This is a genomic window from Streptomyces sp. NPDC048370 (assembly GCF_043200825.1).
GTDB lineage: Bacteria > Actinomycetota > Actinomycetes > Streptomycetales > Streptomycetaceae > Streptomyces.
Genome location: NZ_JBICYI010000008.1, coordinates 79536 through 96253, shown reverse-complemented (window position 1 = coordinate 96253; position 16718 = coordinate 79536). Strand labels below are relative to the sequence as shown.

General features: G+C 71.7%; 14 protein-coding genes. 8 read left to right on the top strand and 6 right to left on the bottom strand.

Features of this window, described 5'->3' with window-relative positions; all coding sequences use genetic code 11:
* The first annotated feature begins 69 nt into the window (after positions 1-69).
* On the top strand, positions 70-1896 hold the full coding sequence (locus ACGFYP_RS19230; protein ID WP_393494593.1) for a phosphoenolpyruvate carboxykinase (GTP): 1827 nt from the start codon (positions 70-72) through the stop codon (positions 1894-1896).
* Between the two features lie 148 nt (positions 1897-2044).
* On the opposite strand, the gene ACGFYP_RS19225 is transcribed toward ACGFYP_RS19230, so the two are convergent.
* Entirely contained in the window at positions 2045-2959 is a 915-nt protein-coding gene (locus ACGFYP_RS19225) for a poly-gamma-glutamate hydrolase family protein (protein ID WP_393494590.1), read from the bottom strand.
* 110 nt (positions 2960-3069) lie between these two features.
* On the opposite strand from ACGFYP_RS19225, the gene ACGFYP_RS19220 reads away from it, so the two are divergent.
* Entirely contained in the window at positions 3070-3852 is a 783-nt protein-coding gene (locus ACGFYP_RS19220) for a hypothetical protein (protein ID WP_393494587.1), read from the top strand.
* A gap of 63 nt (positions 3853-3915) precedes the next feature.
* On the opposite strand, the gene ACGFYP_RS19215 is transcribed toward ACGFYP_RS19220, so the two are convergent.
* Complete coding sequence (locus tag ACGFYP_RS19215; protein WP_361968311.1) at positions 3916-4311, bottom strand: hypothetical protein; 396 nt, start codon at positions 4309-4311, stop codon at positions 3916-3918.
* Positions 4312-4388: 77 nt separating this feature from the next.
* Positions 4389-5600, bottom strand: coding sequence for a pyridoxal phosphate-dependent aminotransferase (locus ACGFYP_RS19210; protein ID WP_361968313.1), 1212 nt, complete (start codon positions 5598-5600; stop codon positions 4389-4391).
* 185 nt (positions 5601-5785) lie between these two features.
* Between ACGFYP_RS19210 and ACGFYP_RS19205 the strand changes: the two genes are divergently transcribed.
* Complete coding sequence (locus tag ACGFYP_RS19205; RefSeq protein ID WP_393494583.1) at positions 5786-6259, top strand: hypothetical protein; 474 nt, start codon at positions 5786-5788, stop codon at positions 6257-6259.
* Between the two features lie 11 nt (positions 6260-6270).
* On the top strand, positions 6271-7791 hold the full coding sequence (mptB, locus tag ACGFYP_RS19200; protein WP_393494580.1) for a polyprenol phosphomannose-dependent alpha 1,6 mannosyltransferase MptB: 1521 nt from the start codon (positions 6271-6273) through the stop codon (positions 7789-7791).
* A 273-nt stretch (positions 7792-8064) separates the two neighbouring features.
* Here the strand turns inward: mptB and ACGFYP_RS19195 are convergent, their stop codons facing one another.
* Together ACGFYP_RS19195 and ACGFYP_RS19190 are read right to left on the bottom strand one after the other, a co-directional pair.
* Positions 8065-9690 (bottom strand): amidohydrolase family protein, encoded by a 1626-nt coding sequence (locus ACGFYP_RS19195; protein WP_393494577.1) that lies wholly within the window; start codon positions 9688-9690, stop codon positions 8065-8067.
* A 14-nt stretch (positions 9691-9704) separates the two neighbouring features.
* The gene (locus ACGFYP_RS19190; RefSeq protein ID WP_393494574.1) at positions 9705-11018 is read right to left on the bottom strand and encodes an amino acid deaminase; all 1314 of its coding nucleotides are present in this window, start codon (positions 11016-11018) and stop codon (positions 9705-9707) included.
* Between the two features lie 227 nt (positions 11019-11245).
* Here ACGFYP_RS19190 and ACGFYP_RS19185 point away from each other — a divergent pair, with 227 nt between their 5' ends.
* The 4 genes from ACGFYP_RS19185 (at position 11246) to ACGFYP_RS19170 (ending at position 15169) form a co-directional block, all read left to right on the top strand.
* Positions 11246-12385, top strand: a complete 1140-nt coding sequence (locus tag ACGFYP_RS19185) for a sugar kinase (protein ID WP_393495059.1) — start codon at positions 11246-11248, stop codon at positions 12383-12385.
* Positions 12382-13143 carry an IclR family transcriptional regulator gene (locus ACGFYP_RS19180; protein ID WP_361966723.1) on the top strand — a complete coding sequence of 254 codons (762 nt, stop codon included), beginning with the start codon at positions 12382-12384 and terminating at the stop codon, positions 13141-13143. The genes ACGFYP_RS19185 and ACGFYP_RS19180 overlap by 4 nt, the downstream gene beginning before the upstream one ends.
* Complete coding sequence (locus tag ACGFYP_RS19175; RefSeq protein WP_361966725.1) at positions 13140-13550, top strand: RidA family protein; 411 nt, start codon at positions 13140-13142, stop codon at positions 13548-13550. The genes ACGFYP_RS19180 and ACGFYP_RS19175 overlap by 4 nt, the downstream gene beginning before the upstream one ends.
* A gap of 149 nt (positions 13551-13699) precedes the next feature.
* On the top strand, positions 13700-15169 hold the full coding sequence (locus ACGFYP_RS19170; RefSeq protein ID WP_393494569.1) for a GntP family permease: 1470 nt from the start codon (positions 13700-13702) through the stop codon (positions 15167-15169).
* A gap of 92 nt (positions 15170-15261) precedes the next feature.
* Here the strand turns inward: ACGFYP_RS19170 and ACGFYP_RS19165 are convergent, their stop codons facing one another.
* The gene (locus ACGFYP_RS19165) at positions 15262-16632 is read right to left on the bottom strand and encodes a M14 family metallopeptidase (RefSeq protein WP_393494566.1); all 1371 of its coding nucleotides are present in this window, start codon (positions 16630-16632) and stop codon (positions 15262-15264) included.
* Positions 16633-16718: the final 86 nt, after the last annotated feature.

Sequence of the window (16718 nt, the reverse complement as noted above, 5' to 3'; positions counted from 1 at the left end):
AGCTACGACGCATCCGGGTCGCAGCCCCCACGGGGCAGACATCTAAAAACCCCTCATCAAGGAGCAATCGTGGCGCGCGACAACGCGGCTCCCACCACCGCCGTCCCCACCCAGCACCAGGAACTGGTCGCCTGGGTGAACGAGATCGCCGAGATCACGCAGCCGGACCGCATCGTCTGGTGCGACGGATCCGAGGCCGAGTACGAGCGCCTGTGTGAGGAGCTCGTCGCCAAGGGCACGTTCAAGAAGCTCGACCCCACGCTGCGCCCGAACTCGTACTACGCCGCCTCCGACCCGTCCGACGTCGCGCGCGTCGAGGACCGGACCTTCATCTGCTCCGAGAAGGAGGAGGACGCGGGCCCGACCAACCACTGGAAGGCCCCGGCGGAGATGAAGGACATCTTCGCGGGCGAGCAGGGCATCTTCCGCGGCTCCATGCGCGGCCGGACCATGTACGTCGTGCCCTTCTGCATGGGCCCGGTCGGCTCCCCGCTCTCCGCCATCGGCGTCGAGATCACCGACTCCGCGTACGTCGCCGCCTCCATGCGCACCATGACCCGCATGGGACAGGCCGTGCTCGACGAGCTCGGCACCGACGGCTTCTTCGTCAAGGCCGTCCACACGCTCGGCGCGCCCCTGGCGGAGGGCCAGGAGGACGTGCCGTGGCCCTGCAACTCCACCAAGTACATCTCGCACTTCCCCGAGAGCCGCGAGATCTGGTCGTACGGCTCCGGCTACGGCGGCAACGCCCTGCTCGGCAAGAAGTGCTACGCGCTGCGCATCGCCTCCGTCATGGCGCGTGACGAGGGCTGGCTCGCCGAGCACATGCTCGTCCTGAAGCTGACCCCGCCGCAGGGCGAGTCGAAGTACGTCGCCGCCGCGTTCCCGTCCGCCTGTGGCAAGACCAACCTGGCCATGCTGGAGCCCACGATCTCCGGCTGGACGGTCGAGACCATCGGCGACGACATCGCCTGGATGCGCTTCGGCGAGGACGGTCGCCTCTACGCGATCAACCCCGAGGCCGGCTTCTTCGGCGTCGCGCCCGGCACCGGCGAGCACACCAACGCCAACGCCATGAAGACCCTGTGGGGCAACTCCGTCTTCACCAACGTCGCGCTCACCGACGACGGCGACGTCTGGTGGGAGGGCATGACCGAGGAGCTGCCCAAGCACCTCACCGACTGGAAGGGCAACGACTGGACGCCGGAGTCCGAGACCCCGGCCGCCCACCCCAACGCCCGCTTCACCGTCCCGGCCGGCCAGTGCCCGACCATCGCCCCGGAGTGGGAGGACCCGAAGGGCGTGCCGATCTCGGCGATCCTCTTCGGCGGCCGCCGCGCCTCCGCCGTCCCGCTGGTCACCGAGTCCTTCAACTGGCAGCACGGTGTCTTCCTCGGCGCGAACGTCGCCTCCGAGAAGACCGCCGCCGCCGAGGGCAAGGTCGGCGAGCTGCGCCGCGACCCGTTCGCCATGCTGCCGTTCTGCGGCTACAACATGGGCGACTACATGGCCCACTGGATCAAGGTCGGCGCCAACGCGGACGCCGCGAAGCTCCCGAAGATCTACTACGTCAACTGGTTCCGCAAGAACGAGGCCGGCAAGTTCGTCTGGCCCGGCTTCGGCGAGAACAGCCGCGTCCTGAAGTGGATCGTGGAGCGCCTGGAGGGCAAGGCCGAGGGCGTCGAGACCCCGATCGGCATCCTGCCGACCGCGGAGGCGCTCGACACCGAGGGCCTTGACCTGCCGGCGGAGGACCTGGAGTTCCTGCTCAAGGTCGACCGTGACGTCTGGCGCGAGGAGGCCGCCCTGGTCCCCGAGCACCTGAACACCTTCGGCGACCACACGCCGAAGGAGCTGTGGGACGAGTACCGCGCGCTGGTCGAGCGCCTGGGCTGAGCCCCCGTACCCGCTGAGGTACGACCCGAGACTCGTGGCGGGTCGCCCCGAACACCGCCCTGACCAGTGGGGTCACGAACGGTCCGCCACGACGCACACCTGCCCCCGGAGCCCCCTCACGGCTCCGGGGGCCGGTGCGTTCTCCGCCTCAGAGCAGCGGCTGACCGGCCTCGACGGTGGCGATCGCCCGGCGGCAGGCGTCGCGGAACTTCACGAACTCGCCGTTCCTGTCCCAGGTGCCCGCCCGGCCGCCCCGGCTGTCGGGGTCGGTGAAGAGGCTCTTGCGCAGCTCGGTCGTGAGCTCCAGCTGCGCGCCCATGCCGAGCATCGTCCTGTTCGCGGGGTTCGCGGTGTGGTCGCCGTTGAAGTCCGCGAGGAGCGTGGCCCACGCGGGGGCGAGGGAGTCGATCGCAGGGAAGCCCGCCGCGTTCAGTTCCTGCACGAGGGCCGTACGGAAGGCCTTGTTGAGGCCGCCGACGACGGCGACCCGGCGGTCGCCGGTCGGGGGGTACGTACCCGTGGGCAGCTTCAGCTGGTCGAACTGACAGCCGTGCAGGCTGAGGACGTTGAGGTGGCTCGCCGCCGTCGACAGCGCGACGTGGTCGTCGCAGTTCTTCGAGGTGACGTGCAGGTCCCTGTTGTCCTGGGAGAGCAGGCCCTCGAACATCCAGTAGTCGTGCACGGTCGGCAGGATCGGGGCGCCTGCGGCGTCGCTCGGGCTGTATCCGGCGATGCCCAGGCAGAGTTCGCTGGTGCCGATCTCGATGCCACCGCCGTGCAGCGCGAGGATCGCGGTGCGCCGGACCGGGGCGACGGTGGTCATCGAGGTGTCGAACTGCTCGTGGCGGCGGAACCGGCGGCTGAAGGTGGTGCCCTCCTGACCGGCCAGCGCCTGGTACAGGGCGGTGTTCGAGGCGTGCTCGACCTCTCCCGCCGCGTACGCGGGCGCGGCGGAGGCCAGTTGGGCGAGGACCGGGGAGCCCACCGTGGCCGCGGCGGCGAGCGCGGTGAGCACCGTGCGGCGGGAGGCGGAGGGCGGGGTGGAAGAGTGGTTCGTGGTCATGGCCGGAACTTAACCGATCGTGATGGTGTGGGGTGGAACGGGACTGCACTGTCCGTCAGGACCTGCCGCGTTCCTCCGGATAGCGGGTGAGCTCGACCTCGGCGAGGTACGTGCGCAGGGTCGCGAAGTCCGCGCGGAGGGCGTCGAGTTGCTCCTCCGCGTTCGGGAACGGCGGGACCGGAGGCCGCTCGGGCGGGGCGATCAGCGCCCCCGCCGCGTACAGCGCCGCGCTGGTCGGCGGTGAGCGGCTTCGCGAGCTCCACGCCCGGGACGACCGGGCGGCGCAGCGTCCTCCGGGTGATCAGCCGCTGGGCGTCGGGGGTGCGGAGGTGGGCGGTGAGGCGGGCGGCCGCCTGCTTGGCGTCCGGGCCCGCCGCCGTGAACAGCGTGAAGGGGTAGTCGGCGGTCACGACACCGTCGGACGCCCGTGTACCGTGATCGCCCTCTGGGGAGGGGGTGGCGGTATGCCGCGCTGGGCGATCGTAGCGCTGGTGGCGGTGGGGGCGGCGGCGGTGCTGTTGCCGATGGGCATGCTGGGGCTCTTCATCCACGCGTACGGGGAGAACCACAAGGACCTGCGGTTCCCGTCGGACGACGTGACGGTCTCGCTCTGCCGGACGGACCCGCAGACGCGGAAGCCGGTGGCGGAGCTGCGGGTGACGAGCCGGGCGGCGACGAAGGGCAGCTATGTCGTGACCGTCGATTTCACGCGTGGGGACGGTGCCGTCCTGGCGAGCGGCACGGCGTTCGTCGACGCCGTGGAGCCCGGCGGTACGGCGACGGCGGTGTCGGTCGGCACGACGACGGTCGACGGTGATGGTGCCGTCGAGTGCGCCGTGGCGGACGCGGTGTTCACGGCCTCCCCTGCGCCCACTGCGTCAACGACGCCGTAGCGGGGCCGTGTCGAAGGGGTGGCGCCCGGGCCGCGCGCCTCTGCGGCACGCGGACCGGGGCCGTCAGGGGGTGTTGACCAGCTGCTCGGGCGCGGTCAGCGCCACGGTGTGGGCGTCCATGCGCTCGGCGGCGAGGATCGCGGCGGCCGTGTCGGCCCGGGAGGCGGCGACGACCAGGGCGCGGCCCGCGAGGGCGTGGGCGCGCTGGTGGAGCGCCGGGGTGTTCGAGCCGCTCAGTCCCGCGTGCCTGGCCGGCGGCGCGCCGCGAAGGCGTGCGACCTGGCGGGCGATGAGATCGCCCGCCTCCGTGTCGCCGAGCTCGTCCGTGACGGCGAGCAGGGCGGCGAGGTGTCCGGCGAGCTGGATGTCCAGCTCCTCCTCGCGGGAGCGGTGCGGGTACGCGTTCTGGTCGTCGTCGGCCATCCGGTGGACCGACTTCGTGCGGATCGGTTCGTACATGGGATGGCCTCCTGAGTGTCTGGAGCCATCCTAGCTTGGATTCAATCTAAAGTTGAGTGTGGTCGAGGCTGGAGTCGTTACGGCTGGCTGTAGCCGTCCAGGAAGGTGCCGATGCGGGTCACCGCGTCCGCCAGGTCCGTGGCGTTCGGCAGCGTGACGATCCGGAAGTGGTCCGGCTCGTGCCAGTTGAACCCGGTGCCGTGGACCACCATGATCTTCTCGGCCCGCAGCAGGTCGAGGACCATCTGACGGTCGTCCTTGACCTTGTAGACGCTCGGGTCGAGCCGGGGGAAGAGGTACAGCGCGCCCTTCGGCTTCACACAGGTCACGCCCGGGATCTGCGTCAGCAGGTCGTACGCCACGTCCCGCTGCTCCAGGAGCCGCCCGCCCGGCAGCACCAGGTCCTCGATCGACTGCCGGCCCTGCAGGGCGGCGGCCACCGCGTGCTGCGCGGGCATGTTGGCGCAGAGCCGCATGTTGGCCAGGATCGTCAGCCCCTCGATGTACGAGGAGGCGTGCGCCTTCGGGCCGCAGACCGCGAGCCAGCCGGAGCGGAAGCCGGCCACCCGGTAGTTCTTGCTCATCCCGTTGAAGGTGAGGACGAGGAGATCGGGCGCGATGGCGGCCGTGGGGGTGTGCGTGGCGCCGTCGTAGAGGATCTTGTCGTAGATCTCGTCCGAACAGACGACCAGGTTGTGACGGCGGGCGATCTCGGTGAGGGAGCGGAGCATCTCGTCGTCGTAGACGGCGCCCGTCGGGTTGTTCGGGTTGATGATCACGATCGCCTTGGTGCGGTCGGTGATCTTCCGCTCGATGTCGGCGAGGTCCGGCATCCAGTCCGACTGCTCGTCGCAGCGGTAGTGCACGGCCGTACCGCCGGCCAGCGAGACCGAGGCGGTCCACAGCGGGTAGTCGGGGGCAGGGACGAGCACCTCGTCGCCGTCGTCGAGCAGCGCCTGCATCGACATCTGGATCAGCTCGGAGACGCCGTTGCCGAGGTAGATGTCCTCGACGGAGAGCGGGATGCCCTTGGTCTCGTAGTGGCTCATGATCGCGCGGCGGGCGGAGAGCAGCCCCTTCGCGTCGCCGTAACCGTGCGCGTCGGCGAGGTTGCGCAGGACGTCCTCAAGGATCGCCGGCGGGCACTCGAAGCCGAAGGCGGCCGGGTTTCCGGTGTTCAGCTTGAGGATGCGATGACCCGCAGCCTCCAGCCGCATCGCCTCTTCGAGCACCGGGCCCCGGATTTCGTAACAGACGTTGGCGAGCTTCGTGGACTGGATCACCTGCATGTCGAGAGCTTACGGCGGGGTGGCGCGGGGCGCCTCGTGTTTTGGGACACGTCGGGCGGAACGGAGCACGGCCCGGGGGCGGGGAGGTGTGCTCCAGGGCCGTGCTTCCCGGCGATGTCAGGGCGGTGCCCGGGAGGTGACCTGGCGCGACCCGGCTCGCCGTGCGCTCCGTAGAATGCGCGGCCATGAGCCACCAGCGCGACCGAGCCGCAGACGCCCCAGGCCGACGCCGTCATGCCACGAAGCGGCGGGCCCCGGGCCCGCGCCGACTGCTGGCGGGCGTCGGCGTGGTCGGCATCGGGCTGCTGGTCGCGGTCGTCTCCGGGGCGTTCCGGTCGGGCCAGACCAGCGGCGGTGCGCCCACGGGCGACGACGACGGCCGGCCGGGGCCGCCGTCGCTGATCCAGGCCGATCCCTCCGGCGACGGGGACGGCGACGGGGAGGCGGACGCGACCGGTACGCCGGCGCCGTCCTCGTCCGCCGCGCACCGGTCCGCGTCGGCCTCGGCGTCCGCTTCGGCATCGGCATCGGCCTCGGCGTCCGTGCGGGCGAGTGCCGCCGCCACGGATGTCGCCGCGCCCACCGCGACCGGGGTTTCCGGGAGCGACGGGCCCGGGAAGTCGGGCGCGGCGCCCGGGCAGACGAAGCGCCCGAGGTGAGGCCGACGGTCGTGGCGTGGTGGAACCGCGCGGGGAGCGGTCCGTGGAGCCGTCTGTGGAGCCGTCTGTGGAGCGGTCCGTGGAGCCGTCTGTGGAGCGCCGCCGGGTGCCGGTGGTCGGGGGCGCTCGGCGCGCTCGCCGTCACCGTGGGCGGCTACGCGGCCGGGACGCTGCCGGACCGGCCGGAGCCGTGGGGGCTGTGGGCCGCCCGGGGCACCGCGACGACGGTGACCGGCGCGGTCCTGGCGTACCTGGGTCTCACGGTGCTGGTCGCGGCCTGGCTGCGGTACGGGACGCTGCTCGTGCGCGGGGAGCGGGAGGCCCGCGACCGGGTGCTCGTGACCCTGGGGTGGTGGTGCGCGCCGCTGGTGCTCGCGCCTCCGCTGTACAGCGCGGACGTCTACAGCTACATCGCCCAGGGCGCCATGGTCCTGGAGGGGTACGACGTGTACGGGGCCGGGCCGTCGGTCCTGGGGCCCGGGGACCTCGGCGTGGAGGCGGCGGCGAGCGTCGGCGGGCACTGGACGGACACCCCTGCTCCCTACGGGCCTGTCTTCCTGGTGTTGGCCCAGGCCGTGGTGAAGGTGACGGGCGGGGCGATCGTCCCGGCGGTGTTCGGGATGCGGCTGCTCGCGCTGGGGGCGCTGGCGCTGATCGTCTGGGCCGTGCGGGGGCTTGCGGGCGGGAGGGGGAGCGGGGCGTTGTGGCTGGCTGCCCTCAACCCGCTCTTGCTGATCCACGTCGTGGGCGGCATGCACAACGACGGGCTCATGATCGGGCTCATGCTCGGCGGCGTGCTGCTGGCCACGCGGGGGCGGTGGGTGCTCGGCAGCGTCCTGGTGGGCCTGGCGATGATGGTCAAGTCGCCGGCGGCGGTCGCCTTGCTCTTCGTCGGGGTGATGGTGGCGCGTGCGTGTGGCGGGGGCGTACGGGGTGTGGCGAAGGGGCTCGTCGGACCGGGGGTCGTCGCGGGGGCGGTGGCCGTCGGCGCGACGGTGGCGGCGGGGACCGGGTTCGGGTGGCTGCGGACACAGAGTGTCGCCGGGGCGATCCATACGGCGCTGTCGGTGACGAGTGATGTGGGGTTGGGGCTGGGGTTGCTGCTCTCCGATGATCCGGATCCGGTGAAGGGGGTTGTGCAGAAGCTCGGGCTGCTCGCGGCGGTGGTGATCATCCTGGCGCTCGCGTGGCGGGCGTGGAAGGGGCGGATCGATCCGGTGCTGGGGTTGGGGCTGGCGTTGGTGGCGTTGGTGGCGCTGTCGCCGATGGTGCAGCCCTGGTACCTGCTGTGGGGGGTGTGCGCGGTGGCGGTGGCGGCCTGGGACACGCGGGTGGGGCAGGTGCCGGCCGTTCTGTCGGCCGCGCTGGTCTACGAGACCGCTCCGTCCGGGGCGACCCCTTGGTACGGGTTCGTGGCCGCCGGGGTCGTGCTGGCGGCGGGGCTCGTGTGGGTGCGGCGGTCGTCGTGGGCGCGCCCGGAGGTGGGCGCCGGACCTGTGGTGGGCGGGGACCTGGAGCGGACGCGCCCGTAAGGGCGCCGTTCCGTTGTGCCCACCCTCCCCCAAGCTCTCGGCTTCGCTCGAGCAGGGGGACCCCCATCGCCCCGCGGAACGAATGCCCACAACGGGGGGAGGGCGGGGAGCTGGGCGGCTGCCCCCACGGGAGGGGGGGGCGAGTGCCCGCGGCGGGTGGGCGGGGCTGCGCGGGGCGCGGCCCCGCGCAGACCCGGGTCAGGGCTCGCGCGGCCCTCGTCATGACGCGCAGCTCGGGCCGCGCAGCCCGGGCGCGGTCCGCGCCATCCCGGGTCAGGGTGTCGGGGTTCTTCTGATCGTTCGGCCCGCCAGGGTTTGGGTTCGCTTGCCGTCCTCCATCACGAACTTGCCGTCGATCAGGACGTGCGGGATGCCCACCGGCAGGGTGCGTGGGGAGTCGTACGTCGAGCCCGCCGCCACCGTGGTCGGGTCGAAGAGGACCAGGTCCGCCACGTACCCCTCGCGGACCAGGCCGCGGTCGGGGAGGCGGAGGCGGGCCGCCGGGCGGGAGGTGAGGTGGGCCACGCACTCCTCAAGGGAGAGGACGCCCTCCTCGCGTACGTACTTCCCCAGGTACTGCGGGAACGTCCCGTACGCCCTCGGGTGCGGCTTGAAGCCCTGGAGGATGCCGTCCGAGCCGCCCGTGTGCACCCGGTGGCGCATGATCGTGCGGACGTTCTCCTCGTGGCCGACGTGCTGGAGGATCGTCGAGCCCAGGCGGTCGTCGATCAGCAGGCGGCGGGCCGTCACCCAGGGGGCCTCGCCGCGCATCTCGGCCGACCGGGCGATCGTCCTGCCCACGCACGACGCCAGGCCCGGGTCGCCGACCCCCGAGATCTCGATCGTGTCCCACTCGATCGGCACCCCGTGGCAGCCGTCCGAGCCGATCTCCTCCAGGTGGTGGCGGATCCGTTCCGCCGTCTCGTCGTCCCGGAGGCGGGTCAGGATCGCCTCAGGGCCGCCCTCGCCCGCCCAGCTCGGGAGCATCGCCACCAGGGTCGTGCAGCCCGGCGTGTAGGGGTACGTGTCCAGGGTGATGTCGGAGCCGTCGGTCAGCGCCTCGTCCAGGAGGGACAACAGGTCCGGGGCCTTGCCCTTGTTCACGCCGAAGTTCATCGTCGCGTGCGCCAGGTGCAGCGCGCAGCCCGCGTCCCGGGTGAGGGCGACCATCTCCTCGTACGCCTGGAGCGCACCGGCGCCGTACGAGCGGTGGTGCGGGCAGTAGTAGCCGCCGTACCCCGCCACGACCTTGCAGAGTTCCGCCAGTTCCGTGTCCGGTGCGTACATGCCCGGCGTGTACGTCAGGCCCGAGGACATGCCCACCGCGCCCTGCTCCATGCCCTCCGCCACCAGCTGCCGCATCCGGTTCATCTCGGCGTCGGTGGCCGGGCGGTCGTCCCAGCCGAGCGCGTACATCCGTACCGTGCCCTGGGGGATCAGGTACGCCGCGTTCACGGCGATGCCCCGGCCGTCGTGCGAGCGGTCCAGGCGGTCCAGGTACTCGCCGACCGTGCGCCAGTCGAAGTCGATGTCGGAGCCGTCGCCGTTCCAGCCGGTGATCGCCCGGCGGACCTCCGCGAGCGTGCGGTCGTCGACCGGGGCGTACGACAGGCCGTCCTGGCCGAGCACTTCGAGGGTCACGCCCTGCGCGGCCTTCGCGGTGTGCTCCGGGTCGCGCAGCAGCGCGAGGTCGGAGTGCGCGTGCATGTCGATGAAGCCGGGGGACAGGGCGAGGCCCTCGGCGTCCAGGACGCGCCGGGCGGTGGGGCGCTGACAGCCCGCCGCCGCGCCCTCCTTCACTATCGCGGCGATGCGGCCGCCGTCGACGGCGACATCGGCGCGGTACGACTCCCCGCCGGAGCCGTCGATGACGTCCACGTCGCGGATGACGAGGTCCATGGTGACCGGCTCCTCTAGAAGAACGTACGGATGTAGTCGACGACCGTGCCGTCCGCCTCGACCAGCGGGATCAGCTGCCACTTGTCGAAGGACGTGCAGGGGTGGGAGAGGCCCACGCCGAGCCAGTCGCCGACCTCGATCTCGGCGCCCGGTTCGGTGCGGACCCAGCCGTGCTGGTCGGAGAGGCCGGTGACCGTGATGCCGTCGGCAGGGCGGACCGTTCCCGTGCGGGCGTCGCGGACGACCTGCGCCTCGGGGAGGTCGAGGTCGTACGCGGCGTCGCGCTTGCCGCCGTTGGTGAAGGCCTGCTCGGGGCTCGGGCGGGAGACGACCTGCGTCCAGAGCCGGAACGCGGGCTGCAGCGCGCCCTCTTCGGGGACCCGGTTGAAGGGGGTCAGGTGCCGGTAGTGGCCGTCGTCGTGCGAGACGTAGGCGCCGGAGCGGAGCAACTTCAGTACGGGGAGGGAGAGTTCGGGGATCTCCGCGAAGACGTCGGCGACAGCGTCGAACCAGGCGCTGCCGCCCGCGCTGATCACGATCTCCTCGATCCCGGGGGAGAAACGGCCCGCCTTGTCGAACTCCGAGGCCAGGGAGACGAGGCGGTTCAGCCAGGCGTGGACTCGGGCGGCGTCCGCCTGCGGGACCTCGCCCTCGTAGCCCGCCACGCCGACCAGGCGCAGGGTGCTCGTCGCGGCGACCGCGTCGGCGACGGCGGTGCAGTCGGCTTCGGTACGGGCGCCGGTACGGGCTCCCTCGCCGGCGCCGAGCTCGACGACGACGTCCACGGGGCGGGCCGCCCCGGCCTCGGTGAGGGCCGCGTCCATCAGCTCGACGCCGCGCACGGAGTCGACGTAGCAGATGAGGCGGAAGTCGGGGTCGGCGTCGAGTTCGGAGGCCAGCCAGCGCAGGGCGGGGGCGTCGACGAGCTCGTTGGCGAGGAAGATCCGGGCGATGCCGTGGGCGCGGTAGACGCGGGCCTGGTGCGGGACGGCGGCGGTGATGCCCCAGGCGCCGTGCTCCAGCTGGCGGTCGAAGAGCTGCGGGGCCATGGAGGTCTTGCCGTGCGGGGCGAAGGCGAGGCCGTGGCGCTCGGCGTAGGTCTCCAGGAGGCGCAGGTTGTGCTCGACGGACTCGGCGGAGAGGGCGAGGACGGGGGTGGTGAAGCCGCCGGTGAAGAGGTTGCGGCGCTGGGCGGCCAGCTCGCCGACGGTCAGCCCCTCGGCGTCGGGCGGCAGGGCCTTGAAGCGGTGGTCGACGCGTTCGTCCGCGAGCTGCTGGGTGGGGGTAGGGGCAGAGGCGGGCGTGGGTTGCGTCTGCGGCTGCTGCATGGGGTCCTCCGGGGCGTCGCGTTGTTACGTCGCATCATCGCGGTGCAGTACGTGCGTTGCAGTATGTGCAACGGTCATTGCGTATACCGCTTAGTGGTGTCTAACATCCGGGCCAACGCCGGGTCAATGGACCCACATGATCGACGAGGAGCCCGCAGGTGACCGTGACCGGAGACCACCCGACCGTGGACGCGCCACCCGTGGACGTCGTCTGCCTCGGCGAGTCCATGGTCACCTTTCTGCCCTCCCGGCCGGGGCGCCTCGCCGACGTACCGACCTTCGCCCGTGCCATCGGAGGCGCCGAGTCCAACGTGGCCTGCGCGCTGGCCTCGGCCGGACACCGCGCGAAGTGGGTGAGCCGGGTGGGCGCGGACGGCTTCGGTGACCACCTGGTGGAGGCGATCGGGGCGTACGGGGTCGACGTGTCGGCGGTGGGGCGGGACGCCGTGCGGCCGACCGGGATCTACTTCCGTACCGCCACGGACCGGGCGACGTCGGCGCACGAGGTCGCGTACTACCGGGCGGGGTCGGCGGCTTCGGCGATGTCGCCGGCGACCGTTCCGTACGACTCCGTCGCGGACGGGCGGATCCTGCACCTGTCGGGGATCACCGCCGCGCTGTCGGAGGACAGCCTGGCGCTGATGCGGACGCTGACCGCACCGCGGGAGGGGCGGCCGGTCGTCTCCTTCGACGTGAACTTCCGCGCCGGGTTGTGGCGCGACGGGTCTGGGCCGCAGGTGCTCCTGGAGCTTGCGCGGGGTGCGGACGTGGTGTTCGTGGGGGAGGACGAGGCGGAGGAGGCGTGGGGGCTTGTGGGGCCGGAGGCCGTACGGGGTGCGTTGCGTGAGCCGGGCGTGGTGGTCGTGAAGCGGGGTGCGGCGGGTGCGGTGGTCTTCGAGCGCTGCGCCGGGCCCTTCCCCACCCCGCCCCTTCCCGAACTGGGGGCTCTGCCCCCAGACCCCCGCGCCTCGGACTCCCCCGACGCCCAGGGGCGTGGGGGGACCCCCAGCGAGGCTGGATTCGAGCCCCGCGCCTCAGAAGCCGGCGAGGCTGGATCTGGGGCCGGCGTCTCCGACACCGTCACCACCGTCCCCGCCCCCCGTGTCGACGTCGTCGCGGCCGTCGGGGCCGGGGACGCGTTCGCTGCCGGGTTTCTGTCCGGGACCCTGCGGGGGCTCGGGGTGCGGGAGCGGATTCGGCACGGGCATCTGATGGCCGCCGCCGCGCTCACCGTGCCGGGGGACCTCGCCGCGCCGCCCGGCCGGGACCACGCCGACCGGCTCGTCGCCCTCGACGACCCCGCCTGGGAGACACTGCACCTCGGCCCCGGCTGGACGGGGGAGGACCAGGAGGTACGTACGCCATGAGTCAGACCGTCGACCGCGCGCTGAGCATCCTGCCGCTGCTCGCCCAGGGACCCGCCGACCTCGGCCAGGTCGCCGACCGGCTCGGGGTGCACAAGTCCACCGCCCTGAGGCTGCTCCGCACCCTGCACGAGCACGGCCTCGTCTACCGGCAGCAGGACCAGCGCTACCGCCTCGGCGCCCGCCTCTTCGCCCTCGCGCAGGAAGCCGTCGAGAACCTCGACATCCGTGAGATCGCGCACCCCCACCTCACCGCGCTCAACGAGCAGATCGGACACACCGTCCACCTCGCCGTCTACGAGGAGAGCGAGGTCCTCTACATCGACAAGGTCGAGAGCCGCTACCCGGTCCGGATGTACTCCCGTATCGGCAAGCCCGTCGCGATCACCGTCGCCGCCGTCGCCAAGCTGCTGCTCGGCGACCTCCCCGAGCCCGAGCGGCGCGCCATCGCCGCCAAGCTCGACTACCCCATGTACACGCCCCGTTCGACCCCGAACGCCGCCGCGTTCCTCAAGGAGCTGGCGACCGTACGCGAACAGGGCTGGGCCACCGACCTCGGTGGCCACGAGGAGTCCATCAACTGTGTCGGAGCGCCCATCCGCGGCGCCGACGGCCGTGTCGTCGCCGCCATGTCGGTCTCCGCGCCCAACGTGGTCGTGACCGCCGAGGAACTCCTCACCCTGCTCCCGCTGGTGCGCCGCACCGCCGACGCCATCAGCCGGGACTACTCAGGCAACACCCCTACCAAGGACCGGACATGACCGAGAAGATCGCGCTCACCCCCGCCACCCACACCGCCCCGCCCGCGAAGTTCTCGCACGGCGTCAAGAAGGGGAACATCCTGCAGGTCGCCGGGCAGGTCGGCTTCCTGCCCGCGGTCGAGGGCCAGGCGCCGACGCCCGCGGGGCCCACGCTGCGAGAGCAGACCCTGCAGACCTTCGCCAACGTCAAGGCGATCCTGGAGGAGGGCGGCGCGAGCTGGGACGACGTCATGATGATGCGCGTCTACCTCACCGACGTCGACCACTTCGCCGAGATGAACGAGATCTACAACGCGTACTTCGAGGAGCAGGGCCTCAAGGCGCCCGCCTCCGCGCGTACGACCGTCTACGTCGGCCTTCCGAAGGGGCTCCTCATCGAGATCGACGCCCTCGCCGTCCTCTCCTGAGTCCGCCGCCCGCGCCTGCGCCTGCGCCTGCGCCGAGTCGGTACCCCCACCACCTGAGCTGATTCCGCTGAAAACGCCGCTCCACGGCACGGCGTCCGTCCCCGGGACGCCGTGCCGCGCTCCCCCCTACCCAAAAACGAGGCCCCGCCATGCTGCTCGCCGCCGCATCCCCCGCCGCCGAGGCGCCACCCCACACCGGAGGACTGCTCCTCCTCGTCCCCGGCACCGCCGGGCTGCTCACCGTCGCCGCCCTCGGCATCGCCCTGCTCCTCGTCCTGATCATCAAGCTCCGGCTGCAGCCCTTCGTCGCGCTGCTCGCCGTCTCCATCAGCGTCGGCCTCGCCGCGGGTCTCTCCGTCACCGAACTCTTCGGCACGGTCCAGAAGTCCGCCGCCACCTCGGTCATCGAGACCGGCATGGGCGGCATCCTCGGCCATGTCGCGATCATCATCGGCCTGGGCACCATGCTCGGCGCGATACTCGAGGTCTCCGGCGGAGCCGAGGTGCTCTCCTCCCGCCTCCTCGGCCTGTTCGGAGAGAAGCGCGCGCCGCTCGCGATGGGCCTCACCGGCCTGATCTTCGGCATCCCCGTCTTCTTCGACGTCGGCATCTTCGTCCTCGCGCCGATCGTCTACGCCGCCGCCAAGCGGTCCGGCAAATCGATCCTGCTCTACTGCATGCCCCTGCTCGCGGGTCTGTCGATGACCCACGCCTTCCTGCCGCCGCACCCAGGCCCTGTCGCCGCCGCCGGACTGCTCCACGTCTCGCTCGGCTGGGTCATCCTCATGGGCATCGTCGTCGGCATCCCCGCCGTCCTCGCCGCCTGGGCCTACGCCGCCTGGATCGGCAAGCGCCTCTTCGTCGAGGTCCCGCAGGACATGGTCGAGGCCGCCGAGGAGGCCCGCGCGAAGGTGGCCGCCGAGCGCAAGGAGGGCTCCGGATCCGAGGCCCCGGTCTCCCTCGCCACCGTGCTCGTCATCATCGGTACGCCGCTGGTCCTCATCCTCGCCGCGACCTTCTCCTCCATCGCGCTCGACGAGTCGACCCCGCGCTCCGTGATCGAGTTCTTCGGCAACCCGTTCGTCGCCCTGACGATCGCGCTGGTCCTCGCGTACTACCTGCTCGGCATCCGGCGCGGCTGGTCCCGCACGTCCCTGGAGCAGGTCTCCACCTCGTCCCTGAAGCCGGTCGGCAACATCCTGCTCGTGGTCGGCGCCGGCGGTGTCTTCGGCGCGATCCTGAAGGCCAGCGGTGTCGCGCAGGCGCTCTCCGACACCTTCAACGACGTCGGCCTGCCCGTCATCGTCCTCGCCTACCTGATATCGCTCGTGCTGCGGGTCGCCCAGGGCTCGGCGACCGTCGCGATCGTCACCACGGCCGGAATCGTCCTCCCGCTGGTCGAGGGCGGCGGCCACTCGCAGGCCTTCCTCGCCCTGGTCATCATGGCGATCTCGGCCGGCTCGATCTTCGCCTCGCACGTCAACGACGGCGGCTTCTGGATCGTCTCCAAGTACTTCGGCATCTCGGAGCGGGACACCCTGAAGTCCTGGACCGTCCTGGAGTCGGTGCTCTCCGTGGCAGGGTTCGCCGTCGCCGCCGGGCTCAGTCTGGTGGTCTAGGGGCTGTCCGGCGGATCAGGTACGAAGCGGCAGGGCGCCCCCGGACTTTCCGGGGGCGCCCTCCTCGTACGTACGTACCGTGTTACGGGCCGTCAGCTCGTGCAGTACTGCGCCTGCTTGCCGATCGAGCGGTACATGCAGTCCGCGTTCTCCAGGAGCTGGAGGACGGCGTCCCTGTTACGGCTCGTCTCGCGCTCGATCACCTCGTCGGGCGGATAGAAGCCGCCGTTCCAGGACGAGGCCGGATACATCTCGAAGGTGTAGCCGAAGATCTTCTGCGCGCCCCACAGCCAGTCGTCGATCGACCCGTCCGTGATGTACAGGTCGCTGGACTGCTCCGCGGTGTAGCCGTTGCTCGCCGCCATCTTCCCGCCGACCGCCGCGAACGCGTCCCGGTCGTCCTGGGTCAGGCCGGGCGCGGTGTTCGCGGTGGTCCAGCCGTAGGGCCAGAGCACCAGTTCGCTGTACGTGTGGAAGTCGATCGCCGCCTTGATCTGCTGCTTGCCGCCCACCACGCGGGAGCGGACGAAGTCGGCGACGACCTTCACCTCGGGGGCCGACTCGGGGGCCGTGCCCCGGTAGGTCTCCGAGCTCTTGGAGCCCGAGGAGCCGCCGCAGCAGCCCCACTTGTAGTCCCAGTTCCGGTTCATGTCCGTGCCGACGTACGAGGATCCGGCGTTGGGCTGCCGGTTCTTGCGCCAGCTGCGGTACGAGCCGGAGGCGATGTCGTACTCGCCGCCGTCCGGGTTGAGGTCCGGCACGATCCAGATCTCGCGGTTGTTCACCATGTTCGTGACGCGGCTGTCGGAGCCGTAGCCCGCGCCGAGCTCGCGCAGCAGGTACAGCGCCATCTCGACGGTGAGGTGCTCGCGGGCGTGCTGGTGGTGGGTGAAGAGGACCTCGGGCTCGGCCTCGTCCGTGCCGACGTTGTCGCTGATCTTGATCGCGACGATGTCCCGGCCCTGGTAGGTCTTGCCGATGACCCGCTTGTTCATGAGGGTCGGGTACTGGGCGATGCGCTGGTCGATCTCCGCGGTCATCTCCGCGAAGTTGTGGTACTTCGAGTCGGCCGAGGGGAAGTCGAAGGGTTCGACGCCTTCGAGGCCCAGGCCCTTGGCCGACCGGTCCGGCGGTGCGGGGAGCGCCTCGGGGCGGTGGCCGAGGGCGCGGAGCTTGCGCAGCTGGGCGGAGTTGGCGCTGACGACGACGCTGTGGTCGTCGGCCTCGTCGATCGAGACTCCGGTGGCGGCGAGCGCGGTGCGCTCGGCGACGGTGGACGGGCCGTGGATCTCGTACTGGCGGATCACTTCCTCGGTGGCGGCGGAGGAGGTCGGTTCGGAGTCGGCTCCGGCCTGGTTCGCGCCGAGGGAGAGGGGCGCCGCGAGGGCGAGCGCCAGAAGGGCCGCGAGAGTCGCGGTCCTTCTTCCGCTGGTTCCGCGGGAGCCGCGGATTCGAAGTCGCATGCTGTCTCCTGGGTGGGGAGTGTGGGGGGTGCGACAAGCCGTGCGGGGGCTGTGCGGGCTGAGCAGTTGTTGTGCGGGGGTAGCGC

Coding starts and splice junctions, on each gene's coding strand:
- ACGFYP_RS19190 (WP_393494574.1), bottom strand. CDS start 11,018: ATGCAGCAGCCGCAGACGCAACCCACGCCCGCCTCTGCCCCTACCCCC.
- ACGFYP_RS19180 (WP_361966723.1), top strand. CDS start 12,382: ATGAGTCAGACCGTCGACCGCGCGCTGAGCATCCTGCCGCTGCTCGCC.
- ACGFYP_RS19215 (WP_361968311.1), bottom strand. CDS start 4,311: ATGTACGAACCGATCCGCACGAAGTCGGTCCACCGGATGGCCGACGAC.
- ACGFYP_RS19195 (WP_393494577.1), bottom strand. CDS start 9,690: ATGGACCTCGTCATCCGCGACGTGGACGTCATCGACGGCTCCGGCGGG.
- ACGFYP_RS19170 (WP_393494569.1), top strand. CDS start 13,700: ATGCTGCTCGCCGCCGCATCCCCCGCCGCCGAGGCGCCACCCCACACC.
- ACGFYP_RS19205 (WP_393494583.1), top strand. CDS start 5,786: ATGAGCCACCAGCGCGACCGAGCCGCAGACGCCCCAGGCCGACGCCGT.
- ACGFYP_RS19175 (WP_361966725.1), top strand. CDS start 13,140: ATGACCGAGAAGATCGCGCTCACCCCCGCCACCCACACCGCCCCGCCC.
- ACGFYP_RS19225 (WP_393494590.1), bottom strand. CDS start 2,959: ATGACCACGAACCACTCTTCCACCCCGCCCTCCGCCTCCCGCCGCACG.
- ACGFYP_RS19165 (WP_393494566.1), bottom strand. CDS start 16,632: ATGCGACTTCGAATCCGCGGCTCCCGCGGAACCAGCGGAAGAAGGACC.
- ACGFYP_RS19210 (WP_361968313.1), bottom strand. CDS start 5,600: ATGCAGGTGATCCAGTCCACGAAGCTCGCCAACGTCTGTTACGAAATC.
- ACGFYP_RS19185 (WP_393495059.1), top strand. CDS start 11,246: ATGGTCACCTTTCTGCCCTCCCGGCCGGGGCGCCTCGCCGACGTACCG.